The organism is Reyranella sp. (assembly GCF_965279465.1).
In the GTDB taxonomy this organism is placed as follows: Bacteria; Pseudomonadota; Alphaproteobacteria; order Reyranellales; family Reyranellaceae; genus Reyranella.
The window spans coordinates 6,255,084-6,280,374 of record NZ_OZ257242.1; the positions used below are offsets into that span (position 1 = coordinate 6,255,084).

At 66.6% G+C, this 25,291-nt stretch carries 21 protein-coding genes; 10 read left to right on the plus strand and 11 right to left on the minus strand.

Annotated features, from left to right (window positions below; genetic code table 11):
* Positions 1–32 precede the first annotated feature (32 nt).
* The 3 genes from ACQY8M_RS30400 to ACQY8M_RS30410 all read left to right on the plus strand — a co-directional run bounded on the left by ACQY8M_RS30400 (position 33) and on the right by ACQY8M_RS30410 (position 3,381).
* The gene (locus tag ACQY8M_RS30400) at positions 33–1,724 is read left to right on the plus strand and encodes a thiamine pyrophosphate-binding protein (protein WP_428663989.1); all 1,692 of its coding nucleotides are present in this window, start codon (positions 33–35) and stop codon (positions 1,722–1,724) included.
* Positions 1,725–1,810: 86 nt separating this feature from the next.
* Entirely contained in the window at positions 1,811–2,062 is a 252-nt protein-coding gene (locus ACQY8M_RS30405; RefSeq protein ID WP_428663991.1) for a helix-turn-helix domain-containing protein, read from the plus strand.
* Positions 2,063–2,100: 38 nt separating this feature from the next.
* Positions 2,101–3,381, plus strand: coding sequence for a type II toxin-antitoxin system HipA family toxin (locus tag ACQY8M_RS30410; RefSeq protein ID WP_428663994.1), 1,281 nt, complete (start codon positions 2,101–2,103; stop codon positions 3,379–3,381).
* 380 nt (positions 3,382–3,761) lie between these two features.
* Here ACQY8M_RS30410 and ACQY8M_RS30415 read toward each other — a convergent pair whose 3' ends face one another.
* On the minus strand, positions 3,762–4,613 hold the full coding sequence (locus tag ACQY8M_RS30415; protein WP_428663996.1) for an enoyl-CoA hydratase: 852 nt from the start codon (positions 4,611–4,613) through the stop codon (positions 3,762–3,764).
* 38 nt (positions 4,614–4,651) lie between these two features.
* Between ACQY8M_RS30415 and ACQY8M_RS30420 the strand changes: the two genes are divergently transcribed.
* A complete protein-coding gene (locus ACQY8M_RS30420; protein ID WP_428663999.1) occupies positions 4,652–5,542 on the plus strand; it encodes an alpha/beta fold hydrolase in 891 nt (296 codons plus the stop codon).
* Between the two features lie 22 nt (positions 5,543–5,564).
* Here the strand turns inward: ACQY8M_RS30420 and ACQY8M_RS30425 are convergent, their stop codons facing one another.
* The 3 genes from ACQY8M_RS30425 to ACQY8M_RS30435 form a co-directional block, all read right to left on the minus strand.
* On the minus strand, positions 5,565–5,981 hold the full coding sequence (locus ACQY8M_RS30425) for a type II toxin-antitoxin system VapC family toxin (protein ID WP_428664001.1): 417 nt from the start codon (positions 5,979–5,981) through the stop codon (positions 5,565–5,567).
* A complete protein-coding gene (locus tag ACQY8M_RS30430) occupies positions 5,978–6,217 on the minus strand; it encodes a type II toxin-antitoxin system Phd/YefM family antitoxin (RefSeq protein ID WP_428664004.1) in 240 nt (79 codons plus the stop codon). Before ACQY8M_RS30430 ends, ACQY8M_RS30425 begins: the two co-directional genes overlap by 4 nt.
* An 83-nt stretch (positions 6,218–6,300) precedes the next feature.
* Complete coding sequence (locus ACQY8M_RS30435) at positions 6,301–7,638, minus strand: ABC transporter substrate-binding protein (protein ID WP_428664006.1); 1,338 nt, start codon at positions 7,636–7,638, stop codon at positions 6,301–6,303.
* A gap of 351 nt (positions 7,639–7,989) precedes the next feature.
* Here ACQY8M_RS30435 and ACQY8M_RS30440 point away from each other — a divergent pair, with 351 nt between their 5' ends.
* On the plus strand, positions 7,990–9,291 hold the full coding sequence (locus ACQY8M_RS30440; protein ID WP_428664008.1) for an ABC transporter substrate-binding protein: 1,302 nt from the start codon (positions 7,990–7,992) through the stop codon (positions 9,289–9,291).
* A 209-nt stretch (positions 9,292–9,500) separates the two neighbouring features.
* Here the strand turns inward: ACQY8M_RS30440 and ACQY8M_RS30445 are convergent, their stop codons facing one another.
* The 7 genes from ACQY8M_RS30445 to ACQY8M_RS30475 all read right to left on the minus strand — a co-directional run bounded on the left by ACQY8M_RS30445 (position 9,501) and on the right by ACQY8M_RS30475 (position 19,303).
* The gene (locus ACQY8M_RS30445) at positions 9,501–11,024 is read right to left on the minus strand and encodes a mechanosensitive ion channel domain-containing protein (protein ID WP_428675542.1); all 1,524 of its coding nucleotides are present in this window, start codon (positions 11,022–11,024) and stop codon (positions 9,501–9,503) included.
* The gene (locus ACQY8M_RS30450; RefSeq protein WP_428664011.1) at positions 11,021–11,998 is read right to left on the minus strand and encodes an HlyD family secretion protein; all 978 of its coding nucleotides are present in this window, start codon (positions 11,996–11,998) and stop codon (positions 11,021–11,023) included. The genes ACQY8M_RS30445 and ACQY8M_RS30450 overlap by 4 nt, the downstream gene beginning before the upstream one ends.
* Positions 11,991–14,321: an ABC transporter permease gene (locus ACQY8M_RS30455; RefSeq protein WP_428664014.1), complete on the minus strand. Its 2,331-nt coding sequence runs from the start codon at positions 14,319–14,321 to the stop codon at positions 11,991–11,993. Before ACQY8M_RS30455 ends, ACQY8M_RS30450 begins: the two co-directional genes overlap by 8 nt.
* A complete protein-coding gene (locus ACQY8M_RS30460; protein WP_428664016.1) occupies positions 14,321–15,340 on the minus strand; it encodes an HlyD family secretion protein in 1,020 nt (339 codons plus the stop codon). The genes ACQY8M_RS30455 and ACQY8M_RS30460 overlap by 1 nt, the downstream gene beginning before the upstream one ends.
* Positions 15,341–15,436: 96 nt before the next feature.
* Entirely contained in the window at positions 15,437–17,182 is a 1,746-nt protein-coding gene (locus ACQY8M_RS30465; RefSeq protein ID WP_428664019.1) for a hypothetical protein, read from the minus strand.
* 90 nt (positions 17,183–17,272) lie between these two features.
* Entirely contained in the window at positions 17,273–18,202 is a 930-nt protein-coding gene (gene rpoH / locus ACQY8M_RS30470; RefSeq protein ID WP_428664022.1) for an RNA polymerase sigma factor RpoH, read from the minus strand.
* A 132-nt stretch (positions 18,203–18,334) separates the two neighbouring features.
* The gene (locus ACQY8M_RS30475) at positions 18,335–19,303 is read right to left on the minus strand and encodes an RluA family pseudouridine synthase (protein ID WP_428664025.1); all 969 of its coding nucleotides are present in this window, start codon (positions 19,301–19,303) and stop codon (positions 18,335–18,337) included.
* A 9-nt stretch (positions 19,304–19,312) separates the two neighbouring features.
* Here ACQY8M_RS30475 and ACQY8M_RS30480 point away from each other — a divergent pair, with 9 nt between their 5' ends.
* The 5 genes from ACQY8M_RS30480 (at position 19,313) to ACQY8M_RS30500 (ending at position 25,289) form a co-directional block, all read left to right on the plus strand.
* Entirely contained in the window at positions 19,313–19,675 is a 363-nt protein-coding gene (locus ACQY8M_RS30480; protein ID WP_428664028.1) for a DUF6476 family protein, read from the plus strand.
* Positions 19,672–20,712 carry a threonine aldolase family protein gene (locus tag ACQY8M_RS30485; protein ID WP_428664031.1) on the plus strand — a complete coding sequence of 347 codons (1,041 nt, stop codon included), beginning with the start codon at positions 19,672–19,674 and terminating at the stop codon, positions 20,710–20,712. Before ACQY8M_RS30480 ends, ACQY8M_RS30485 begins: the two co-directional genes overlap by 4 nt.
* A 9-nt stretch (positions 20,713–20,721) precedes the next feature.
* On the plus strand, positions 20,722–23,013 hold the full coding sequence (locus ACQY8M_RS30490) for a molybdopterin guanine dinucleotide-containing S/N-oxide reductase (RefSeq protein WP_428664033.1): 2,292 nt from the start codon (positions 20,722–20,724) through the stop codon (positions 23,011–23,013).
* 325 nt (positions 23,014–23,338) lie between these two features.
* Positions 23,339–23,617 carry a metal-sensing transcriptional repressor gene (locus ACQY8M_RS30495; RefSeq protein WP_428664035.1) on the plus strand — a complete coding sequence of 93 codons (279 nt, stop codon included), beginning with the start codon at positions 23,339–23,341 and terminating at the stop codon, positions 23,615–23,617.
* Between the two features lie 13 nt (positions 23,618–23,630).
* Complete coding sequence (locus tag ACQY8M_RS30500; protein WP_428664038.1) at positions 23,631–25,289, plus strand: efflux RND transporter periplasmic adaptor subunit; 1,659 nt, start codon at positions 23,631–23,633, stop codon at positions 25,287–25,289.
* The last annotated feature ends 2 nt before the right edge of the window (positions 25,290–25,291 follow it).

Genomic DNA, 25,291 nt, shown 5'->3' on the forward strand with positions numbered 1-25,291 from the left:
CTAGCGTGCGCGCCTTCCCGGAGGAAACAGCGATGCCCGACACGCCCATGACGACCAAGGCAGTCACCAACACCATCACCGGCCGCGACGCCTTCCTGCGCGTGCTGAGCGACGAAGGCGTCGTGAAGATGTTCGGCAATCCCGGCACGACCGAGCTGCCGATCATGCATGCGCTCTCCTCCGCGCCGAAAATGGGCTACGTGCTCGGCCTGCAGGAGGCGGTCGTGATCGCCATGGCTGACGGCTACGCCCGCGCCTCGGGCAAGCTCGTCTCGTGCAACGTCCATGTCGCGCCCGGCCTCGGCAATGCGATCGGCTCGATCTACACCTCGCTGATGTCGGGCACGGCGATGATCGTGACCGCGGGCCAGCAGGAGCAGGGCCATGGGCTCACCGAGCCGCTGCTCTATGCACCACTGGTGCCGATCGCCGAGCCGGTCGTGAAATGGGCGGTCGAGGTCAACCGCATCGAGGACCTGCCGCGCATCCTGCGACGCGCCGCGAAGGTCGCGACCACCGCGCCGACCGGGCCGGTGTTCATCTCGCTGCCGGGCGACATCCTGAACAACGAGGCGGCGATCGATCTCGCCGAGCGCACGCGGGTCGACACCGCCGTCCGTCCGAGCGACGCCGCGCTCGAGCAGCTCGGAAAACGTCTCCTGTCGGCGAGGAACGCGGTCATGCTGGCCGGCCCCGAGATCGCCGACAGCGACGCCTTCGCCGAGGCCGCCGAGCTCGCCGAGACGCTGGGCGTGCCCGTGTGGCACCAGACCGTCGGTTACGGCGCGCATTTCCCGAGCGAGCATGCCTGCTACATGGGCGCGCTCAACCGCGACCAGAAGCGCGTGCGGTCGATCCTCTCGCCCTACGACCTCATGCTCTGCGTCGGCTCCGACGTGCTGCAGATGTCGGTGTGGAGCGAGGTCGAGCCGCTGCCCGAGACCACCAAGGTGGCGATGATCGGCCTGCGCGACTGGGAGATGGGCAAGAACTTCCCGGCCGAGATCGCGCTGCGCGCCGACGTGAAGGAGACGCTGAAGGCGCTGATCCCGGTGGTGAAGAAGCTGGGCGGCGCGGCGCTGGCCGAGAAGGCTAAGACGAGCATCGCGGCGCTCGCGCCGAAGAACTGGAGCGCCCAGCGCGCGCAGCGTCTCAAGGCGCTCGCGCCGCCGGCCGCGGGCCAACCACTGCCGCCGGAATGGCTGATGGCGCGCCTTACCGAGGCGCTGCCCAAGGACGCCATCGTGGTCGAGGAAGGCCTGACCAGCACGATGACGCTGCCCAACTACCTCGCTTATCGCGACCGCAAGAGCTTCTTCGGCAACGTGAGCGGCGGCATCGGCTGGGGCATCGCAGCGGCCGTGGGCATCCAGATCGCCGAGCCCACGCGCAAGGTCGTGGCTGTGATCGGCGACGGCAGCGCCATGTACTCGATCACCGCGCTGTGGAGTGCCGCCAACCAGAAGCTGCCGGTGGTGTTCGTCATCACCAACAACGAGGGCTACCAGATCCTCAAGAACCGCCTGAAGCTGTTCCACGGCAATGACACGCCGATCGGCATGGACTTCAACGACCCGCCGATGAACATCACGAAGATTGCCGAGGGCTTCGGCGTCACCGCCGAGCGCGTCACGACGGCCGACGGCTTCGACGCCGCGCTGAAGAAGGCGCTGGCGAAGACCGACGGCCCGACTTTGCTCGAGGTGATGGTCAAGAAGGTCTGACACTATATACGCAATCTCGTATTATTGGTAATAATACGCATACACGTATATTGACGGTCAATACGTATTCGCGTATATTGTGGTTTGTGGACATCATCGCCAGGGACACCAGGCAGCTCGGCGCGGCGATCCGCAGGCGTCGCCGGGAACAGAACCTCACGCAAGGTGCGCTGGGGGAGCGCATGACTGCGCGGCAGGCGACGGTCTCCAAGCTGGAGAAGGGTGAGCCGGCAACGCAGCTTCAAGTCCTGATGAAGGCACTCGCGGCCCTGGACCTGGAGCTCATTGTCCGGCCGCGGACCACCAGCAGTGCGAAGGAGCTCGAGGGCTTGTTCTGATGCCTCGTCCGCGCACCAGGATACCGCTCGACGTATACTTGAACGGACGACTCGTCGGTCAGCTTCGGCGCGACGCCGGTGGTGCCATCGACTTCAAGTACGCCCGCGAATGGCTGGCGTGGGAGCATGCCTTCCCCGTGTCCCTGTCGCTGCCGCTGCGCGAGCAGCGCTATATCGGCGCTCCTGTCGTTGCCGTATTCGACAATCTACTACCCGACGACGACGATGTCCGCCGGCGCATCGCGGAGCGTTCGAGCGCACGAGGCACGGACGCCTACAGCCTGCTCGCTGCGATCGGCCGCGATTGCGTCGGCGCCCTGCAGTTCATGGCCGAAGGCGAGGGAGTCGTTTCGCCCGGCGTTCCGGAGGCAAGGCGCATCTCGGAGTCGGAGGTGGCGGACGTGCTGGCCAACCTGGAGCGCAATCCGCTCGGAATCGACGAGGAGCATGGCTTCCGCATCTCGCTCGCCGGAGCCCAGGAGAAGACGGCGCTGCTGTACTGGAAGAAGCGGTGGCACGTTCCTCGCGGCACGACGCCGACGACGCATATCCTGAAGCCCCAGATCGGCAGGCTGCCCAACGGGCTCGATCTGTCGGACAGCGTCGAGAACGAGCATTTCTGCTTGCGGCTCGTCGGCGCATTCGGCCTGCCTGTGGCGCAATCGCAGATCGTCGATTTCGCGGGACGGCGCGCCTTGGCCGTCGAACGTTTCGACCGCTTGTGGACGCAGGACAAGCGACTGTTGCGCGTGCCGCAGGAGGATTGCTGCCAGGCGCTCTCCGTTCCGCCGAGCCGGAAGTACGAGACGAGCGGCGGCCCCAGCATGGCGTCCATCGCCCGGCTGCTGAAGGGGAGCGACACGCCGGCGTTGGACGCGAGGCTGTTCTTCAAGACGCAGGTGCTGTTCTGGCTCCTCGGAGCAACCGACGGGCATGCCAAGAACTTCAGCATTCGGCTCTCGCCGGGCGGCCGGTTTGTCCTGACCCCGGTCTACGACGTGCTGTCCGTTCAGCCGAACTTCGACGCAGGCCGCATTCGCCGCACGCAGATGAGGCTGGCGATGGCGGTCGGAACGAGCCGCCACTACAGGCTCGACGAGATCACTCCGCGCCATTTCCTGCAGACTGCGAAGCTCTGCGACATTCCGGAGACGACCGCGACCACCGTGCTCGACGAAATAGCAGAGACTGCCGACGCGGCGATGGACAAGGCGCTGTCCTCGATGCCCGACGGCTTTCCCGGGAAGCTGGCGGCCTCCATCATCGACGGGGCGAGGGCGCGCCTGAAGACCTTCGGCCAGGACAAGCGTCGTTGCTGAAGCGCGAATCGCGGCGCTCCCTCGTCGGCGATGTAGTCGTAGAGCCCGAGAAATCGCGCTCCACGGCAAGACATAAGGTAACCCTATTCCCGCCCACACTGGCGAGCCCTTACGCGCCGGGCGTGATGAGACCTGAGGCGCCTGAACACCTCTCGAGCCGGCACGTTCGGGCTGGGGTCCGCGAATGCCTCGTCGACCCGCTGGCGCAGCCATCCGTCGACGGCTGCCTCCTCCGATCCCGGGCCCGCACCCGATTTCACGCGCGTTTCGATGCCGTGCTGCAGTTGGTCCAAGGCCGCGTCGATCGGGCGATTGGCTCGAGGCATATCGGCTCCTGTGTGACAGTGTCGTACCAGTCTCGCTAGCCTCTTCCCGACGATCTAGTCCGCCGCCTTGTCGTGCTTCTTGATCGCGGGCATCAGCCCCGTCGGATCGACCAGCTTGCCGTGCGCGATCATGTTGTGGGCGTGGGCGAGGTGATGGAGCGCGAATGACGTCTGCATCGCGCCCACCCTGCCCTGCGCGTCCTGCGCGGCGTTGATCGCCTGCTTGGTGAGCCGGAGCGCGAACAGCGGCTTCTGCGCGATCCGCTCGGCCATTGCGAGGCCGAAGCTCTCGAGCTCGGCGCGCGGCACGACGTGGTTGACCATGCCCAGCCGATGCGCCTCCGCCGCCTTGATCCAGTCGGCGGTGAACAGGAACTCCTTGGCCTTGCGCACGCCCATCTCCCACGGATGGGCGAAGAACTCCGCGCCGCCGACGCCCATCGCGACCGTGTGGTCGAGGAACTCGGCGTCGTCCGAGCAGACGATCAGGTCGCACGGCCACATCAGCATCAGCCCGCCGGCGATGACCTTACCCTGGACCAGCGCGAGCGTCGGCTTGGGCAGGTTGCGCCAGCGCTCGCAGAAGCCGAGATAGATCTCCTGCTCGCGCGAATACTGCGCCTCGGCGCCGGGCTTGCCGAAGCCGCCCCAGGTGCCGACCGTCTCGTGCCTGCGCATGTTGTCGTGGCCGCCGACCTCGCGCAGGTCGTGGCCGGAGGAGAAGTGCGGCCCGTTGGCCGACAGCACGATCACCTTGACCGCATCGTCGTGCGCGGCGCGGTCGAACGCCTCGTTCAGCGCATAGAGGAACGCCGTGTCCTGCGCGTTGCGCGTCTCGGGCCGATTCAGAACGATGCGGGCAATGCCCGGCGGCAGCGTTTCGTAGAGGATCGTCTCGTCGGTCATTCTTTCCTCCCAGAGCGTTTCGCGGCAGCATAGCCGCCATGACCGAGATCAAACACAGCTACATCGATGTTCGCGGATTCAAGGCCCACGTGGCCGAAACGGGAAGCGGCCCTCCCCTCCTCTTGCTGCACGGATGGCCGGAATTCTGGGCCACCTGGGAGCCGATGTTCGAACGGCTGGCCGGACGATACCGGCTGATCGCACCGGACTTCCGCGGCTTCGGCGAGAGCGGCAATCCGGACACCGGACGGACGGACCAGGCGGGCGCCGGCGTGCTGGCCGACGATATAGACGCGCTGATGGAGGCGCTGGGGATCGCGCGCGCCGGGTTCGTCGGCCACGACGTCGGCGCGTTCGTCATGCAGCGGCTGGCGCTGGACCATCCCAGCCGGGTAGCCGGCCTCTTCTTCTTCAATTGCGCAACGCACGGCGTCGGCGCGCGCTTTCGCGACCCGCGGCAGATCAACGAGATCTGGTACCAGACCTTCCATCAGATGCCGTTCGCGCCGCAGTTCGTCGGAGCCTCGCGCGAAACCTGCCGCACCTATTTCCATCACTTCCTGAAACACTGGTCGTATCGCAAGGACGCTTTCGATCCGGTGCTCGAGCGCTGGGTCGACAATTTTCTTCGGCCGGGCAATCTGCAAGGCGGCTTCAACTGGTACATCTCTCAGAATGCCGGCCGGCTGGCGGTGATGGCCGGCACCGCGTCCAAGCCGCCGAAGATCAAGCAGCCGACCCGCGTCTTCTGGGGCCGGCACGATCCCGTCCTGCGCAGCGACTGGATCGACGTCGTGCCCGAGTATTTCGAGGATGTGGAGGCCAGCATCGCGGAGGATGCCGGCCACTTCGTCCATTACGAGACGCCCGATCCGGCTGCGACCGAGATCGACCGCTTCTTCACCAGGATCGGCTATCGCGGCTCATAATGGCCGCAACCGCCACGAGTCATCAGGCTGGCACGATCGCAACGCGCATCTTTCGCGCAGCCGTCCGCAGGGCAAGATCGGTGGTGGCAAGTGGCGTGCCGTGCCGGATGGCGAGATCGAGATAGAGGGCGTCATAGGCTGCGAGCCGCGTTTCACGGCCGATCGACAGAACTTCGCTGAGCATCCTGTCTGGAGCCGTTTCCTCTACCGCGATCGGCAGCGCCATCAACCTCGCAACGAAGGTGCGCGCTTTTGCTCTGTCGATCCTCCGGCGACGCTCCGCCACTAGCAGGACGTTGGCGACCTCGGCAGACCAGATGCCGGGAACGATCGCGGTGTCGACGGCAAGGCGGTCGAGCAGCGCCCACGTAGCGTCGGATGCCTCGTCCTTGAAGCACCAAGCCATCGTCACCGACACATCGAGAACGAAAGCGGTCACGCGCGGCCGCTCTCTCGTAACCTCCTCACCGAGAGACCGCGCAACTTCCGTCCCCCGCTCTCCTGCTTCATCGCGGCGATCGCAGCCTTCGCCGCACTCCGGTCGACGAGACCGGCAGGAACGAGCCGCGCAACGGCCCGCCCGTGCTTCGTGATCAATACCTCCTCCCCGCCCGCTACCCGCTCGAGCAAGGCAGAAAGCGTGGTTTTGGCCTCAAAGGCGCCTACCGTGAACATGAATTCTCCAACCAGAATTCAGACCAGTTTAGGCTGATCGCTGTTCCAGTGCGAGTCCTGGCGGCTGGAGCCCAGCCGCCCACTCAGTTGCGCATGAAGCCTTCGACCTCGTTGGACGCCCATGCCAGCGTCTTCTCCAGCGCCTCGCCGTTGTAGTAGCGGACCGCCATCTGGCACTGGATGTTGGCCGTATTGATCTGCTCGGCGATCTTGTGCGGCGCGGGCGCCGCTGCGACCGACAGGATCTGGTGATTGTACGGGTTGGGATAATGGTAGAGCGTGCCCTTGGGCGGCTCCGCCTCGGCCCACACCTTCAGCGTCGTCAGCTTCTCGAACGACGGCAGGTCGTAACCGCCGGAAGCGACGACCATCTTCTCGATCGACGCCGGTTGGGAGAGATGCATGAGCAGGCTCTTGGCCGCCGGGATGTTCTTGCTGAAATTCCAGATGCCCCAGAAGAACGGCACGAACGGCGCGTACCGGCCCTTCGGTCCGGCCGGGAAGCCATGCGTCCAGAGCTGTTCGGCGACCTGTGGTGCGTCGCGCTTGGCGACGGCCCAGGCTGACGGCGGGTTCATGATCAGCGAGCCCTGGCCGGCGATCAGGAACTTGTTGTTCGACGCGTCGTCCCACGCCGAAACGTCGCCGGGCAGGAACTTCATGAGGCGCTTGTAGTAGTCGAGCGCCTGGCGCACGCCGTCGGTCTTGACCGTGATGTCGCCCTTCTCATTGACGAGCATGGCGCCGAAGGAGTGGAAGATGGCGCCGATCGTGTCGGTGCTGTCGCCCGTGTTGCCGACCCCGATGCCGAACGGCTTGCCGCCCTTTTGACAGGCTTCGGCCGCCTTCAGGAAAGTGTCGAGGGTCCAGTCGTCGGCCTTGGGCGGGGCGCCCACGGGGTACATCGCCTGCACGTCGATGCCGGCGAACTGCTTCATGTAGTCGATGCGCGAGCAGGGTCCCTTGATCTGGCTGCCCGCCGTCGCCGGGATGGCGAGCCACTTGCCGCCGACCTTGCCGAGATACTCGACCGTGCCGTTGACCGCACCGTTCGTCTTGATCAACTCGGTCATCAGGTCGCTGACCGGCACCAGCTGCTCGGCGTATCGCGCCGGCAGGAATGATGTATGGGCCAGGATGTCGTGGCCACTCTTGGATTGGGCCTCGGCTGCCCCGGTCAGGAGCAGCTTGTTGGCCTGCGTGGTGATGTAGTCGACGGTGACGTCGACCTTCTCCTTGTCCGCCCACTCCTTGACGAGAGCCTGCGTGGCATCGTTGGCGTTGGGGACCCAGTGGTCCCACAAGCCGACCGACAGTTTTCCGGCCGCATGGGCGCCGCGCACGAACGGCGCTGCGACCAGGCCGAGCGCGGAGCTTGCGATGATGACTCGACGACGTGACAGATTTTTTGATTTCGGCATTACTTCGTCCTCCCTTGAAGGAACGCGTAAGCACGCAACTACCGGTACTACTCGAACGCGGTACGTGACCGCACGTTAGGGCCGACAAAAGGCGCCGGCAAGGGCGACGGCCGTCATGCCACCGGGGCTGTGCTTCGGACAGAACGGGCGTATGGTTGGTCCAGCGTTGACCGCACGGCGTCCCTGTCCGGACGCTCGGCCGTTCGAGGCCCCCTGCGGCAGTGGTTCAGTTCGAGTCGCATAGTTGGCTGACGATACCTCGGCGCTGCTCCAGTCGGCGCCCGGGCATGCGTGGTTTCAGAACTCAACGACGCGTTCTCTTTCCGATTCAAAATCACAGGAGGCAACACCATGACTCGCATCTCGCGGCGCAAGCTCATAACTCATGCCGGTGGCATGGCCGCCATCCTGGCGACCGGACGGGCGCCCGCCCTCGCTCAAGGAACGGCGAACGTCCATTGGCTGCGATGGGCCGATTTCGTGCCGGCGTCCGACACGCTGCTGAAGAACCAGATCGTGCAGGAATGCAAGAAGGCGACGGGCATCACCCTCAAGCTCGAGACCGTCAACGCCAACGACCTGCAGCCGCGTATCACCTCGGCCATCCAGTCCGGAACCGGCGCCGACATCATCATGGCGATCGGCAACTGGCCGCAGCTTTACGGCGACAGCCTGGCCGATGCCAGCGACGTGGCCGAGGAGATCGCAGAGGCACAGGGCGGCTACTACGACACCTCCCGTCTGGTCGCCACGGTTGGCGGCAAATGCATCGGCGTGCCGTGGACGGCTGGCGGTGGATTGATCGCGTACCGCAAGTCCTGGTTCGCGGAGGTTGGCCACAACAGCTTTCCCGAAAACTGGGATACGTTCCGTGACGCCGGCAGAAAGCTCAAGGCCAAAGGGCGGCCGATCGGCCAGACCGTGGGCCAGACGTTCGGCGACGCGCCCGGCTGGTGGTATCCCTACCTGTGGTCGTGGGGCGGCAAGGAGGTCGAAGCCGACGGCAAGACCGTCGTCCTGAACAGCAAGGAAACCGTCGAATCGATCAAGTTCGCGGTCGCGCTCTGGAAGGAGACGATGGACGAAGGCGGCATGGCCTGGGACGACACCAACAACAACCGCGCCTTCCTGTCGCAGACCATCAGCGCCACCAACAACGGCGCCTCGATCTACATCGAGGCCAAGAGAAAGCCCGACACCTACAGGACCGAGAAGGACACCCCGATGGCGCAGGACATTGGGCACGCCGCCATTCCGAGGGGCGCCGGCGGCCAGTTCGTCTATGTCGGCCCGCAGACCGATCTCCTGATGGGCTACTCCAAGAACCAGAAGCCTGCCAAGGACTTCCTGCGCTGGATCCATTCCAAGCCAGTGTACGATCAGTGGTTCACGTCGCAGCAGGGCTACACCTGCGGCGCCACCAAGACGTGGGCAACGCACCCGGTGTGGGATGCCGATCCGGCACTGAAGCCGTTCCACGACCTGCCGGGCAAGGGCCGGCTGGCGGGCTGGGCGGGGCCGCCAGACCGACGATCAGCGGAAGCGGTCAGCAAGTACATCGTCGTCAACATGTACGCGAAGGCGATCCAGGGCATGCCGGCCGAAGAAGCGGCCAAATGGTCCCATGCCGAACTCGCGAAGGTCTACGTGTAGCGGCCGCGAAGATGACTTCGAGATCCATCCAACCGTAGCTCGAGCCAGGATATTCATGCCTTCCCCCGTCTGCGGGGGAAGGTGGCGCGTAGCGCCGTTTGGGGGTCATGAGACCCTTTCTGCCAGGCATCGACGGATACGAAGACGAAGCCCCCCTTCCGGCCCTTCGGGCCGCCTTCCGCCCGCAGACGGCGGAACACAGGGAGCCGTCACGCCCCATGAGCGACATCGAAGAGCTGCCGGATGCGGGTGACAAGCCGGCCGACGGAACCGCCGGCATCGGCGCCATCGGCGCTATCGAGCGCCGCTACGACATGGTGGCTGCGGCGCGCCAGGGTCACGCCGATCTCATCCGCAATGCTCGGCCGCTCCTGAAGCAGGTGGGCAACGCCAGCTGGTCCTACCTCATAGACGACCACCGGCGTCAAGGCGCGCAGCCTGGACGGTTCGGTCGTGCCGGCGAACAGGCCGCCCTCGCCAAAATAATCCCCGGGTGCCAGGCGCTCGAGCTCCACCTCGTGCGTGCCGTCGCAATGAATTATCGCCACGACACCGTTGCGCACGATCATCAGCGCCCCGAGATGGGCGCTCTGGTCGACGATCATCTCGTCCTTGCGGAAATTCCGGCGGGTCATCGTAGCAGCCAGTGCCCCCTTCTCCTCCTCGGTGAGGGAGATGAACAGGGGGACAGCGTCGAGCAGGCGGAGCGCAACGCTGCGCGTCGTCTCGGCGGCCGGAGCGGGTCCATGGTCGGCCAAGAGGATCGACGCCTCCTTGGGCGGCGCAAGCGAGAGGCCCGACGCCTTCACATGCCGATAGACCAGGTCGAAGACCTCGTGCCGTGCGACAGCGGCCGTCGAGAAGTCGAGGACCCGGAAGGATAGCTCCAGCTCGACGGCATGGGCGTCGAGCGACTTGATCTCCACCGCCGGCGGTGGCGCTGCCATGATCGTGTTGCTGCTGAGCAGGGCCGTGCGCATCACCTCGCAGATCGCCGATGGGGCCATGGTGGGCGCGATCCGGATGCGCAGCTTCACGCCATGGCTGCGGTTGGGGCTGCTCAGATTGGTCATCTGGGCCTTGGCCAGCCCGCTGTTAGGCAGGATCACCAGGTCGTTCGAGCCGTTCAGCAGGTGCGTCGCGCGCCAGTTGGTCTCGACTACCCTGCCTTCCAGGCCGTCGCCGAGGACGATCCAGTCGCCGACCTCGTAGGGCTTGTTGAAGTTGAGCGCGATGCCGGAGAAGAGGTCGGCCAGCGTGCTCTGCAGCGCGAGACCGAGAATGATGGCGAAAACGCCGGAGGTCGCGATCAGCGTACCGATCGGCGCGCTGAACACATAGGCGACGATCGATAGCGCGGCGCCGAGATAGATCAGCCCGACGACGAGATCCTGGATCAGGCGGCCCTCGCGCGGCCGCCGCTCGAAGATCAGGAACACGCGCGTGAAGCCGGTCAGCACCCAGGCGGCGTTGATCCACCAGACGATCTTGGCGGCAGCGGCGAAGATGCGCTGGACGGTCGGCGTCGTGTCGGGTGCGATCTCATAGGGAACGATGCCGTGATAGAACAGCAGCGCCGTCAGCATCAGGAAGAGGCCGAACTGACAGATCAGGCGATGCGTCGGATAGTGCCGCAGCAGGAAGCGCGTCACGATCACGCCCAGCAGCGCAAGCACGCCCGTCTGGACGAACGGGTCGCGGGCCAGCTGGCCGAATGTCGGAAGGTCCATCACGCGCCGCTCGGCAGCCACACCGTCATGCCGGGCCGCAGCCCGTCGGGCGCCGCCTCCAGGGGATCGAGCCGCATGCGGAAACTGTTGAGGTCGTGGTCGCCGACGGCGCGCGCGGCGCGCCAGGTGGCGAACTCGCCGAGCGCGCGCAATTCGGCCACGCGGGCGCGCACCGGACGACCGTCACCAGTCGACAGCCGGACCTCCGAGCCGATGCCGAGGCCATGCAGCGCATCCTCCCGGACCGTGAAGGCGAACCACGGCTCCGACTCGATCTGCAGGGTCACGACGGGTTTGCCGACCGGCACGATCTCGCCCGGCTCAACCACAAGGATGCCGACCGCGCCGTCGGCAGGCGCGACGATCCTCGTTTTGTCGACCCGCGCGCGCAAGGCGGCGACCGTGGCGTCGGCAAGGGCGACCCGCGAATCGGCCAAGGTTCGCTCCTCTACCGTCGGCCCTGCCCGCGCAGCATCGAGCTGTGCCCGCTTGAATGCGAGGTCTGCCGTCTGCTTGGCAAGCGCGGCATCGGTCTCGTCGAGCGTCTGACGGCTGGCGAAATCTCGGGCGGCCAACGCAGCGGCGCGAGCCTGCTCCTGCCGCGCCAGCGCGAGATTGGCCTCGGCCGTCGCGACGCTCTGGTCGAGGATGGCGACCTCCTCGGCGCGCATGCCCGAATAAATGCGGGCACGCTCGGCCGCGGCGCTGCGCGCCGCCGCTTCCGCCTCGCCCAGCGAAGCCGCCAGCTCCGGATTGTCGAGCGTCGCGAGAAGCTCGCCCTTGCGTACCTTTTGCCCGGCCCGGACGGCGAGCGACGCCAGCCGCCCTGTGATCTCGGGAGCGATTCGGATCTCGGTCTGCCGCACCATGCCGGCGATCGGCGGTACCGGAGGTTGCCGCCACGGCCGGATCACCAGCATCGCAGCAGCCGCGACCACGACGAGCCCCGACACGACGAGGAGCCTGCGCCTAGGCATGAACGGTACTCCGGCTTCGGAAAAAGACCGCGCTCGACGCCGCCGCGCCGAACAACAGGGCCAATATCCATAGGCGCACCCAGTCGTCGAACACGTCGGTGACGGCAGCGCCCATCTGGTTGACACGGACCAGCGCATCGATGGCTGAGGTGCTGGGGACGACCAGGCTCGCCATCCGAACGGCGGGCGGGATTGCCTCCACCGGCCAGGCGACGCCTACCAGAAAGAAGAGCGGCAGGCCCATCGCGATGAACAGCAACACCGCCGTCTCGCGCCGGGTGAACCAGCCGCTGACCAGCTGCCCGAGGAAGCTGACGGAAAGGATGAACGGCACCAACACGGCCAGCAGATCGCCGATCCTGGCAGTCGCCGCAAACCCGTAGAATCGCGGCAAGACGACCAGAAAGAGTATCGCGCCCGGCAATGCCAGAAGGAGATGGGCGAGGCCCTGCCCCAGCACCGCGGCCGGCGCGCCGCGCCGTCGCCGCGCGCCGGTACCGCCGAGCTCGAAGGCCGCGCCACCCAGCGACGCCACGCCCATCAGCACGGTCTGCTGCACGATCAGCATGAAGGCCGCCGGCACGATGTAGCTGGCATAACCGCCGGTGGGGTTGAACAGCGGCTGGTTCACGACCTCGACTGGGGAGTTCCGCGCCAGCGCCGCGCGATAAAGGCTGCCGTCGTCGCGGGCATTGCCAGACTGGATGTCGGCATTCACCGCGCCGGCTGCCTCGGAGATGCCCTGGAGCGTGCGGTTGTAGAGCAGGAAGTAGATCGAATCGACGTAGGCAGGCAGCCGGGCGCGCCGGCCAGCCAGCACGTCCCGCTCGGTGCCAGCCGGGATGTCGAGGATGGCGAAGACCTCGCGCCGCTGCAGCGCAGCCTGGGCATCGGCGAGGGTCGTTGGACGGGCCACCACGCGGATCGCCTCGTGCGCGTTCAGCCCCTGCACCAGGGTATGGCTGAGTTCCGACGAATCTTGGTCGACGACGGCGATCGGGATGGCCCGCACGAGCTGGCCTGTGTAGGGCTGCGGGTAGAAGAGGCCGTAGATGATCGGCGCCAGCACGAACAGGCCGAAAGCTCCACGGTCGCGCAATGCCCTGCCGTATTCGGCGACGAACGCCCGCACCAGGCCAATCCGCTGCGATGGCGGCTCGGGTGCCTGTTCCGCCGGCGGCAGTGGCTTGCCGGCAATGGATCGCAAGCGCAGCCATGCCAGCAACAGGAATCCAACCGCCAGCGCGGCGAGCACAGCGAGCGGCTCGATCGAGTCGCGGGGTGGCGTGCCGCGCGCTGCCTGGTCCGACAGCACCTGCAGGTACCAGCGCGCCGGCAGCAGGCTGCCCCACCAGCGCGCGAAATCGCCCATCGCCAGAACGGGGAAGCCGACCCCGGCAAAACCGAAGGCGGGCGAGCAGAAGATGCCGGTGAGCGACAACCCGAACGGGAGATTGCGCGCGAGAAGCTGGAACAGCGCGCCTACAAACAGATAGGCCGCAATGAAAAGGCAGCCCGCGACGCCGGCGAGCGCCGAGTCGCCGCGGAACGGCACACCGAAGCCGTCGTGGATGGTAAAGGCCGCGCCGACCAGCAGCAGCAGGAAGATAGCGAAATAGGGTGCGAGCTTGCCGAGCAGCGCCGTCAACGCGTCGCCGCCAGCCGCCGCCATCCATCCCCGCAGATCGCGCCGCTCGAATTCCGATCCGACCGCATAGCCGCCGGCGATGGCAATTACGACATGCAGCACGATCGGCAAGATGGCACGCAGCAGGAACTGCGCGTAGTTGAGTGCCGGATTGGTCAGCACATATTGCTCGATCACCAGCGGTCCAGGCGCATAGCGTGCGGCCGCCGGGCGGACCGCCACCTCCGCCGCGCCGGCCGACAGGGCGCCGGTCAGGGCACTCGAAGCGACATTGCCGGGCGTGAAATATTGCTTGTTGTGGAAGATCACGATCTGCGGCCGCCGGCCCGCCTCGATATCGCGCTCGAGGTTGCGCGGCAAGTACACCGCGGCGATCGCCTGCCCAGAGCGGACCGCCTGCATGGCGCCGGTCAGGTCGGCCGATCGCCGGGTCACCGCCACGCCCGGTGCCGCATTGACGGCGAGGACAAAGGTCTGCGAGGTCGGCGTGTTGTCGGCGTCCACCACGTCGACGCGCAGGTCGCGAATCACGGCGTTGCCGAAGGTAAAGGACAGGATCGCAAAGGCCAGCACCGGTACGCCGACCAGCAGCAGCAGCGCGACCCGGTCATGCCAGATCCAGTCGACCTCGCGCGCCGCGACGGCGAGCAGACCGGTCGACCGGCGGCGTGCCATCACCGCTGATGCCAGTCGGCGTAGACGCTCATGCCGGGCCGCAGGGCCGGCGTAGGATCGGCCGGATAGGCCCGGATCTCGAACGTGCGCAGGTCGAAGTCGCCGGTCGCCCGGGTGGCCCGCCAGCCCGCATATTCGCCCCGGGTGGCGATCCGGCGCACCACCACCGTGATCGGCTTGTCGCCCAGCGCCGGCGCACGGACCTCGAACCGGTCGCCGACCTTGAGCCCCTGCATCAGGTCCTCGCGCAGATCGAACCGGACCCACACGTCCGACAGGTCGACAAGAGTGAGCAGCGGCACCCCGGGCGAAACATACTCGCCGGGTTCGGCGCCGGTCTGGTAGAGCTGCGCTGCGGCGGGCGACTTGATCGTCAGCTCGCGGACCTGAGCCTGCAAGGTCGCGATCGCAGCCTCGGCCTTGGCGACCGCCGCTTGCGCTACGCCGCGCTCCTCCGCCGTATAGCCGTTGACCGCCTCGTCGAGCGCGAGCTTCGACTGCTGCCGCGCCCGGCGCGTCACGTCGAGATTGGCCGTCGCCTCGTCCAGCTTCTGCATGGAGGCATAGTCGCGCGCAGTCAGCTGCCGCGTGCGCTCGTAGCTTTGCTCGGCAAGCTTTGCATTGGCCTCGCTGGCAGACAGGGCGGCGCGGCGTGCCTCGATGGTCTCGGCGCGCGTGCCCACCTCGATGCGCTTGAGGTCTGCAAGCGCGACGGCGCGAGCCGCCTGCGCCTCGGCGAGCCGGCTGGTCAGTTCCGGATTGTCGATCGTGACAAGGAGCTGCCCGGCCTGGACATCGTCGCCCCGCTGCACTGGACGTGTCGCCACTCTGCCATCGACCCGAGCCGCGATGTCGATGCGGGTGGCATCGGCCTCGCCCTGGATGAGCAACGGCTGCGGCCGCACGAGATACCACATCGACAACGCGACGATCGCCGCTATCGGAACGGCGACGATCAACGCCGCAACGCGTGGCGTGCCCACCGGCGTTCGGGTGCCTTCTTTTGATGTCTGATCCATGACGTCGGTCTGTCGGCGGTGGGGGGCCAGCGCCCTTCAGTATAGTCTACAGGGAGCGGCCCGCAGCCCCGGAGTGAGGCGCAGTGTGACTCACTGTTAGGGAAGCCTGTCCAGCAGCGCCTGGAAGGCGGGCAGATCCCGTAGGCAGTCGAAGCGAGGATCGGTTCGCAGCCAGTTCGCGGCGAATTCCCCACGCTCGACCGAATGTCCGGCCGCCTCCAGGGATTGTTGCCTATCGCCGACCGCCGCCGCCAGCGCTGCCCGGGCGAACGCGCTCGCCTTTGGATCTTCGGAGTCGAGGGCGGCACGGGCACGATCGCGGTCGCCCCGCCAGGCCGCCAACTCGATGTCGGCATGGACCATATCGGGCCCGCGCTCCCCGGCATGGCCAGATGGTCCGGTCGGAGCCGGCCAATCGCGCTGCCGGCCGGTCACCGATTCCGAGAGCGCGGCGTTGACCAGCACCTCTATCGGAATTGCGGCATGCGCGAACACCTTGGGATCCGGCGGGGCAAACCGCCCCTGATAGGCATGTATGGCCTCGACGATGTCCTGGTGCGAGGAATAGGGCTCGATAGACCTCGCCTCACGCAGGGCACGCTCGGCCTCGTCGAAGCGGCGGTGCAGCGTCAGGAACAGGCCATGCAGCCGGTTCGAGCGTGCATTTCCGCCGAGCGCCAGGGCCTTGGCGTACATTGCCTGCGCCGTCTCGGCATCGCCGTCGAGCCAGGCAGCGATGGTGGCCAGCGCGCAATGTGCCTCAACGGAACCGGGATCGACCTCGAGAGCGCGGCGAACGGCCGGCCTGGCCTCGGCCACCGCCTCTGCCCGATCCTTCAGGCCGAGCCGGTACAGATCGCATAGGCAATCGGCGACGCCGGAATGGCCGCGGCCATAGTCCGGAGCGCCGCGCGCAACCTCCCGGAACAAATCGAGTGCACGGGCGATCGCCGCCGGCGTTTGCTGATCGAGCAACTGGCGCGCGCGATAGACCCTGGCATTTGCCTCGAGCGCCGTCGGCAGCGGCCGCATCCGGCCGGCACGCAGCGACGAATTGTCGAACCGCACGCGGCTGACGGTCGTCGCCGCGACCCGCTCCTGGATCAACAGCCGGTCCTCGTCCGGGATATCGAACCGGTCGGACCAGACGACGAAGCCCTTGGGATCAGACACTTCGACGGTGATGCGCAGGATGCCGGGATGGCGCCGCACGGTCCCATGTATGACCGCATCGACGCCGAGCGCTACGGCGATCTCGGCCAGTGGCCGCGGGCTGTCGCGGTACCCGAAGGCCAGATCGCGCGAGGTAATGCGCAAGCCCTGCGCGTCGCGAAAGGCAAACATCAGCTCGTCCGTCAGCCCGTCGGCAAAGCTCTGGTCGGCCGGATCCGCCGACAGGGCACGCGTCGGCAGGATCGCAATTCTTGCGCCGGTCCCCTGCTCGAATAGCTGCGGGTCGCGCCGTGTAGCGGTCACGGAGCGCCGGTTGGGCACGAACGTGGGAACATAGCGGCCGGCAGGAAGGTCGATGACGACCGGATCGCCGCGACCCTCCCCCTCGTAGTATTCCCGCAGCTTGAGGCGGAGACGCCGCGCCTCCACGCGCACCGTCGAATCAATTCGCGGATCGTAGGGTGGATCGCGCGCGTAGACCGCGTTGCCGATCACCGCCTCCTTGAGTGAGTCGCCGCCGCCGCGCACCGTTTCCTCGACGACAAAACTCAGGAAGGCCAGCAGCCGCTCCGATCCGGCGAACACGGCACTGCGCCGGATCCTGTCGAGCTGGGCGAGGACCGGTTGGGCCTCCAGTCCGCTGCTATCATTCGCCAGACGTATGCTCACATCCGGATTCTGCAGCAGTTTTCCGCCAAGGGACAGCGGCTTGGCTTTCCGAAAAAACGGACGATCCCAATCTTACCGCGCGGCCCGCTCTTACCGAGCGGCGTGGGCGTCGACCTTACGGGTGTTCTCGGTGGCGGCCTCGACCACCATGTTCTTCATCGCCTTCTGCAGCTTGTCGAAGGCACGGACCTCGATCTGGCGGACGCGCTCGCGGCTGATGCCGTACTTGGCCGACAGGTCCTCGAGCGTCTTGGGCTCGTCGGTCAGGCGGCGCTCGACGATGATGTGCCGCTCGCGGTCGCTCAAGCCCTTCAGGGCCTGCGCCAGCATCCGTTTGCGCTGGCCCATCTCCTGGCTCTCGCCGAGGCGGGCTTCCTGGTTGGGCGTGTCGTCGACCAGCCAGTCCTGCCATTCCATGTCGCCCTCGGCCTTCACCGCGGCGTTCAGGGAAGAGTCCGGCGCGGAGAGGCGGCGATTCATGTTCACCACCTCCTCCTCGGGCACGCCGAGGCGGGTGGCGATCTTGGACACGTGCTCGGGCGAGAGGTCGCCCTCCTCGATCGCCTGCATCTGGCCCTTCAGCTTGCGCAGGTTGAAGAACAGCTTCTTCTGCGCCGCCGTAGTGCCCATCTTCACGAGCGACCAGCTATGCAGGATGTACTCCTGGATCGAGGCGCGGATCCACCACATGGCGTAGGTGGCCAGGCGGAAGCCACGGTCCGGGTCGAACCGCTTGACCGCCTGCATCATGCCGACGTTGCCCTCGGAGATCAGCTCGGCGACCGGCAAGCCGTAGCCGCGGTAGCCCATGGCGATCTTGGCGACGAGGCGCAGATGGCTGGTTACGAGCTGATGGGCGGCCTTGGTGTCGCCGTGCTCGCGCCAGGCCTTGGCGAGCATGAATTCCTGCTGCGGCTCGAGCAGCGGAAACTTCCGGATCTCCGACAGGTAGCGGCTGAGATTGCCCTCCGGCGACAGGGACGACGGCAGGGAGGGAAGGTTTGTAGTAGCTGCACTCACGGGGATCCCCCTTTCTCAAAGGGCAGTAAATGGGCGTTTAGCACTCTCACCCGTCGACTGCTAATGCCGACCTTAAGGCTCGGGCACCGGACAGGTCAAGAAAAACCTACTAATCCTCTCAGTTACTAAGGATTACTTAACGCTGTTCAGTTCAGTCACGAGCCTTGCCATGTCTTGCGGCAATTCTGAGGCGAACTTCATGATTTTTCCGGTCGCGGGATGGCGGAACTCCAGGACCGCGGCATGCAACGCCTGCCTCTTGAACGATTTCAACGAATCGGGTGCGGGGCTGTTCCGGCGCCTGCCGTAGACCGGGTCACCGATCACGGGGCAGCCGATGTGGGAGAGATGGACCCTCACCTGATGCGTCCGCCCGGTGCCGAGCTTGGCCCCGACGAGGCTCGCCAGCGGCTTGAGGGGTGGCCCGAAGCGCTTTTCCAGCCAGTATTCCGTGGTCGCGTGGCGCCCGCTCGTCTCACGCACGGCCATGCGCTTGCGGTCGATCGGATGACGGCCGATCGCCGCCTCGATCGTGCCGGTCTTGGCCTTCGGCGCGCCCCAGACCAGCGCCTTGTAGATGCGGACGAGGTCGTGGGCGGCGAACAGCTTCGACAGCGCCTGATGGGTGGCGTCGTTCTTGGCGACCACCATGACCCCCGACGTGTCCTTGTCGAGCCGGTGGACGATGCCCGGCCGGCGCACCCCGCCGATCCCCGACAGGCTGTCGCCGCAGTGGGCCAGCAGCGCGTTGACCAGCGTGTTGTCGGGGTTGCCGGGGGCTGGATGAACCACCAGGCCGGCCGGCTTGTTGAGCACCAGCAGGTCGCTGTCCTCGTAGAGGATTTCGAGATCGATCGCCTGGGGCTGCGGCGTCGGCGCCTCCGGCTCCGGAACGTCGACCACGAACTGATCGCCCGTTTTGACCTTGCGGGAGGGCTCTTCTACTGTCGTTCCGTCAGCCAGCGCAACGCGACGGCTTTCGATCAGGGCCTTCACGCGGCTGCGCGTAAGGGTCGGCAAGGCGACCGCCAGCGCACGGTCCAGCCGCTCGCCGGTGGCGCTTTGGTCGAAGGTCACGATGTGGCGCTTGGCTTCACTCATGGAGTTTTCTTGGCGTCCCCTTCCCCGGCCCGAACGCCCCACGCCTCCGCGCCGCTCTGGCTGAAGGTGCTGGTCATCGTCATGAGCCTGTTGATCGTCGTGGGCTTCGTCGTCGTCGCGGCCGAGCTCGCCCGTCGCATCTCTAGCCCCTCGACCCTCGGCTCGCCAGCCACCTCGACATCGAGCGGCGCCTCGTTTGCCGAGCGCATTACGCTGCCGTCGGGCGCCCAGGTCGTGTCGGTCGGCACCGCGGCCGACCGCATCACGGTGCATGTCCGGGCCGTCGACGGCCGGTCCACCCTCTATATCCTCGATCCCCGCAACGGCGCCCTGCTCGGCACTGTCGATTTCCCGTCAGGAGCCATCCGTTGAATTTCCGCAGCGACAACGAGACCGGAGCCCATCCGGCGATCATCGAGGCAGTGAGCCGCGCCTTCGCCGCCGGTCCCGTTCACTCGTACGGCGCCGATCAGTGGACGCAGAAGGTCGAGCATCGCCTGCGCGAGATCTTCGAGAAGCCCGACCTGTGTGCCTACCCGGTGGCGACCGGCACGGCCGCCAACGTGCTGGCCCTGGCCACGTGCTGCCCGCCCTGGGGCGCGATCTTCTGCAACCCCGCCTCGCACCTCGCCGTCGACGAAGCCAACGCGCCGCAGTTCTACACCGGCGGCGCCAAGCTCACCTGTATCGACGGACCAGCGGGGAAGATCGACCCAAAGAAGCTCTCTCTGGCATTGGCAGAGCCGGTGTACGGCGTCGTGCATCATCCGCAGCCCGCCGCGGTGTCGATCGCCCAGGCGACCGAGTGTGGCGCGGCCTATTCGCCCGAGGAAGTGGCCGCGATCGCCAACTCGACGCACCGTCATGGGCTGAAGCTGCATATGGACGGCGCGCGCTTCGCCAACGCGCTGACCTTCGTCGGCTGCTCGCCGGCCGAGCTTTCATGGAAGGCCGGCGTCGACGTGCTGAGCCTGGGCGCCAGCAAGAACGGCGCGATGGGCGCGGAAGTCGTGGTCTTCTTCGATTCGACGACGGCCGGTAATTTCGAGTTCCTGCGCAAGCGCGGAGGACATCTGTTCTCCAAGATGCGGCTCCTGTCCTCGCAGCTCGACGCCTACTTCGCCGACGGGCTGTGGCTCGCCAACGCGCGACATGCCAACGCCATGGCGCGCCGGCTCGTCGCCGGCCTGACGCCGCTCGACGGCACCGCCCTGCTCTATCCGGTCGACGCCAACGAGATCTTCATCGTTCTGCCGGCCGCCATGCACGACGCCCTGCAGGCCGGCGGTGCGCAGTACCATCCCTGGCCGTCCGACCGGCCGGGCGAGCGTGCCTTCCGGCTGGTCACCGCCTTCGACACCGATCCCGCCGACGTCGACCGGTTCCTGTCCATCGCCAAGCAAGCGTAGAGTCGCTCCATGACCCATCAGCGTACGCTCACCGCCGCCCATTGGGGCGTCTACGAAGTCGAATATGACGACAAGGGGCAGGCGGCGAAGCTCCACCCTTTCTCGCACGATCCCGATCCGTCGCCGATCGGCCTGCACATGCTTTCGGACGAGGTGGCACGCCTCCGGGTGCGCCGGCCGGCCTTCCGCAAGAGCTGGCTGGAGCGCGGCCCCGGAGCGAATAGCGACAAACGCGGACAGGAGCCATTCGTCGAGCTGCCGTGGGACGAGGCGCTCGATCGCGTCGCCGCCGAGCTCAAGCGGGTGAAGGATGCGCACTCCAACCGGGCGATCTTCGGCGGTTCCTACGGCTGGTCGAGCGCCGGCCGCTTCCATCATGCGCAGAGCCAGGTCCATCGCTTCCTGAACGCGATCGGCGGCTACGTGCGCCACATGGATTCCTACAGCCTGGGCGCTGCGCGCGTGCTGATGCCGCACATCGTGGCCGGCATGGAAGAGCTGATGTCGATGCACACGTCGTGGGAGGTGCTGGCCGAGCATTGCAAGCTGTTCGTCACCTTCGGCGGCGCACCGCACAAGAACGCGCAGATCAATGCCGGTGGCGCCATGGTGCACCGGCTGAAGGACGGTCTCTACGGCATGCGCGCCAAAGGCGTGCGCTTCGTCAACATCACGCCGACCGCCGAGGATCTCGACACCGGCGGCGACATCGAATGGCTGGCGATCCGGCCCAACACCGACGCCGCGCTGATCCTGGCGCTGTGCAACGTGCTGCTGTCCGAGAACCTCCACGATCGCGCGTTCCTCGACCGCTGCACGGTTGGCTTCGACAAGTTCGCGCCCTCCCTCGCCGACCGGACGCCGGAATGGGCCGAAGGGATTTGCGGCATTCCCGCTTCCCGCATCCGGGCGCTGGCCCGCGAGATGGCGGCGACGCGCACGACGGTCAATATCAACTGGTCGCTGCAACGCTCGCATCACGGCGAGCAGCCGTTCTGGGCGCTGGTGACGCTGGCCAGCATGCTGGGCCAGATCGGCCTGCCCGGCGGCGGCTTCGGTGCGAGCTACGGTCCGACCAACATCATGGGCAGCAGCAGCCCGGTGTTTTCCGGCCCGACGCTGTCACAGGGCACCAACGCGGTCCCCGACTTCATCCCGGTCGCGCGCTTCACCGACATGCTGCTCAATCCGGGCGGCAAGATCCCGTACAACGGGCAGGAGATCACCTATCCCGACATCCGGCTGGTGTACTGGGCGGGCGGCAACCCGTTCCATCACCACCAGGACCTCAACCGCCTGCGGATCGCGTGGCGCAAGCCCGAGACGATCGTATTCAACGAGCAGTTCTGGACGCCGGCGGCGAAGATGGCCGACATCGTGCTGCCCGCCACGACCGGCCTCGAGCGCGACGACATCGGCTACGCCCGGCGCGAGCCGTTCCTGATCGCCATGAAGAAGGCGCGCGAGCCGATCGGCGAGGCGCGCGACGACTACTGGATCTTCTCGGAGATCACCCGCCGGCTCGGTGCGGGCGACGTCTATACCGAGGGCCGCGACACGATGCAGTGGCTTGCCCACATGCACGAGGAGAGCCGCCAGAAGTCAGCCAAGGCGGGCGTGCCCTTCCCGTCGTTCGAGGAATTCTGGGAAGCGGGCATCGCCGAGGCCAAAGGCGAGAATCGCGAGCCGGTGATGCTCGCCCGCTTTCGGGCGGACCCCGCCGCGAATCCGCTCAGGACACCGTCGGGCAAGATCGAGATCTTCTCCGAGAAGATCGCCTCCTTCGGCTACGACGATTGCCCTGGCCACGCCGTATGGCTCGAGCCGACCGAATGGCTGGGCTCGAAGAAGGCCGAGCGCTTTCCACTGCACATGCTGTCGGACCAGCCGACCGACAAGCTGCACAGCCAGCTCGATCACAGCCCCCACGCCAAGGCGACCAAGGTGAAGGGCCGCCAGCCGGTCACGATGCATCCCGATGATGCCGCAGCCCGCGGCATCGCGGACGGCGACCTGCTGCGGGTGTTCAACGACCGCGGCGCCTGCCTCGCGGCCGCGCGGCTGTCGGACCGCATCCGGCGCGGCGTGGTGCGCCTGTCGACCGGCGCCTGGTTCGACCCGGAGCTGTCAGGCTCGAACATCCTGCTCGAGAAGCACGGCAATCCCAACGCCCTGACCCTCGACATCGGCGCCTCCAAGCTCAGCCAGGGCTGCATCGCCCAGACCTGCCTCGTCGAGATCGAACGCTTCGACGGCCCGGTCCCCGAGATCACCGCCCACCGTCTTCCGGACTTCTTGTAAGTCTTCTCATGATCTTCCGGACCGCGAGCGTCCCGCTCGCTCATGATCAAGCGCATCATATGCGCGTATGAGCGAGGTAGAGTCGAGGACGGGCGCGGTTGCGACCGCGGATTTCCCGCATCCGGCTTTCCGACAGGCTTCATTCCCGGCCCACGGCGGCCCGAGGGGGACCGGTCTCGCGGCTACGGTCTCTTCCGGCCGAGCTTCTAGGGCAGCTGCGAGCGGTCTTTCCTAACCTCCTTATGGGTTTGGGACCCAACTCATCGTGGTGCCGTGCCGGCACAGTGATGTTGCGATATCCCCCAGGGGGGATATATCTCAGTACATGTCCGATCCCCACTTGCACTCAACGCATCCGCAGATCGCCAAGCGCCTGAAGCGCGCGGAGGGTCACCTGCGGCGCGTCATCGACATGATCGAGGAAGGGCGTCCCTGCCTCGATCTGGCCCAACAGCTCCATGCGGTGCAGAAGGCGATCAGCGAAGCGAAGAAGGCGCTTATCCACGATCACATCGAACATTGCCTCGACGTTTCCGCAAACGGACATGGCAGTTCGACCGCTCGTGCGGTAGGTGAGTTCAAGACGATCTCGAAGTATCTCTGAGGCGATCAGGCCAATGTACCGGTCGATCTCCCGCCTTGTCGCAGCGGCGATCATCGCCGTGGTGGGCCTTGCAGTCGCATGGTTGGCGCATGCCCATGAAAACCACGTACACGCCGAGGACAAGCCGGCGGCGGCGGCCAACCGCGGCAGTGCGTTGTCGCGCGCCGAGGCGACAGCCGGACCGTTCGAAATGGTGGTCACGGCAAAGAACAACGCGATGTCGATATACATCGATGACTTTGCGACAAATGCGCCGATCGCCAATGCTCGCGTGGTCATCGAGACCCCGGCCGGTCCGCTGGACGCAACGGCCAAGGACGGCTTCTACGAACTGAACGCGCCATTCCTTGAGAAGCCTGGCCACTACGATCTGATCGCGATCGTGAGCCTTGGGCAGACGACCGAGGTGCTTCCACTGTCGCTCGACGTGCCGGCACTGCACGATGAGCATCCCCCGCACGGCTTTGCGGCGTGGCTCGGATCGCTTCCCGTACCGGTCCTGTTGGCTGCGATCGGCGTCGGCGTGCTGCTCGGCACGGGGTTCTCGCTGCTGGTGCGACGGCGGTCGGTGTCGGCGCTGGTCGTTCTGGGGCTGGCGGTCGCGGGAGCGCCGAATGGGGCGGAAGCCCACGAGAACCATGTCCATGGCGGTGAGAAGGCGCCGATCCAGGCGCCGACCGGCGAGCTGGCTGCCCGGCTCGCGGACGGCTCCCTGTTCGTGCCGAAGCCGGTGCAGCGGATCTTCGGGATTCGCACCGAAGTCAGCGAGCAAAGCACATTCAACCGTTCGGTCGAGTTGCCGGGACGGATCATCCCCGACCCGAATGCGAGCGGGTTCGTCCAGGCCGCGGTGGGCGGACGCCTGTCGGCACCGCCCGGCGGCTTTCCGCGCCTGGGTACCGCCGTGAAGGCCGGCGATATCCTCGCCTATGTGACGCCCCCGATTCAGGCTGTCGACGTGTCGGACATGCGCCAGCGCCAGGGTGAGCTCGACCAGCAGATCGGCATCGTCGAGCGCCGCGTCGCGCGCTACCAGCAGCTCGTCGTCAGCGGTGCGGTTGCGCGGCAGCAGCTCGAGGATGCGAAGTCGGAGCTGGAAGGGCTGAGAGATCGCCGCCAGTCCCTCGACAGAAGCCGCCGGGAGGAGGCGCTGGTCGCGCCTGTCGACGGCATCGTTGCCGACGGTGTGCCCGTGGCGGGGCAGATGGCCCAACCCAATGCGGTCGTTTTTCACATCGTCGACCCCGCGAAACTTTGGGTTGAGGCCTTGAGCTTCACCGTCGTGAGGCCTTCCTCGGCGACCGCCCGGACTGCCAGCGAACGAACGCTGCCGCTGGAGTTCCGCGGCTCGGGCTTTGCCGATCGTAACCAGGCCCTGCCGGTCCACTTCGCCATTGCCGGTGACGTCGCCGGCCTGCGCGCCGGACAGTTCGTCACGGTCGTCGCGTCGACCGACGAGCGGTTGCAGGGGATCGCCGTGCCACGCTCGGCCGTCGTGCGCGGAGCGAACGGGCAGGAATTCGTCTTCGAGCATGTTTCCCCGGAGCGCTTCATTGCGAAACCGGTCCGCATTGCGCCGCTCGACGGCAAGCGGGTGCTCATCCCGGCCGGACTCGAGCCCGGCAAGCGGATCGTCGTGCAGGGTGCCGCGCTGCTCGATCAGGTTCGCTAGCG

Excerpts from the sequence above, each read along its gene's own strand:
- ACQY8M_RS30495 (WP_428664035.1), top strand. The coding sequence starts at position 23,339 with ATGTCCGATCCCCACTTGCACTCAACGCATCCGCAGATCGCCAAGCGC.
- ACQY8M_RS30440 (WP_428664008.1), top strand. The coding sequence starts at position 7,990 with ATGACTCGCATCTCGCGGCGCAAGCTCATAACTCATGCCGGTGGCATG.
- ACQY8M_RS30455 (WP_428664014.1), bottom strand. The coding sequence starts at position 14,321 with ATGGCACGCCGCCGGTCGACCGGTCTGCTCGCCGTCGCGGCGCGCGAG.
- ACQY8M_RS30430 (WP_428664004.1), bottom strand. The coding sequence starts at position 6,217 with ATGTTCACGGTAGGCGCCTTTGAGGCCAAAACCACGCTTTCTGCCTTG.
- ACQY8M_RS30500 (WP_428664038.1), top strand. The coding sequence starts at position 23,631 with ATGTACCGGTCGATCTCCCGCCTTGTCGCAGCGGCGATCATCGCCGTG.
- ACQY8M_RS30415 (WP_428663996.1), bottom strand. The coding sequence starts at position 4,613 with ATGACCGACGAGACGATCCTCTACGAAACGCTGCCGCCGGGCATTGCC.
- ACQY8M_RS30400 (WP_428663989.1), top strand. The coding sequence starts at position 33 with ATGCCCGACACGCCCATGACGACCAAGGCAGTCACCAACACCATCACC.
- ACQY8M_RS30420 (WP_428663999.1), top strand. The coding sequence starts at position 4,652 with ATGACCGAGATCAAACACAGCTACATCGATGTTCGCGGATTCAAGGCC.
- ACQY8M_RS30435 (WP_428664006.1), bottom strand. The coding sequence starts at position 7,638 with ATGCCGAAATCAAAAAATCTGTCACGTCGTCGAGTCATCATCGCAAGC.
- ACQY8M_RS30450 (WP_428664011.1), bottom strand. The coding sequence starts at position 11,998 with ATGCCTAGGCGCAGGCTCCTCGTCGTGTCGGGGCTCGTCGTGGTCGCG.
- ACQY8M_RS30460 (WP_428664016.1), bottom strand. The coding sequence starts at position 15,340 with ATGGATCAGACATCAAAAGAAGGCACCCGAACGCCGGTGGGCACGCCA.
- ACQY8M_RS30490 (WP_428664033.1), top strand. The coding sequence starts at position 20,722 with ATGACCCATCAGCGTACGCTCACCGCCGCCCATTGGGGCGTCTACGAA.
- ACQY8M_RS30475 (WP_428664025.1), bottom strand. The coding sequence starts at position 19,303 with ATGAGTGAAGCCAAGCGCCACATCGTGACCTTCGACCAAAGCGCCACC.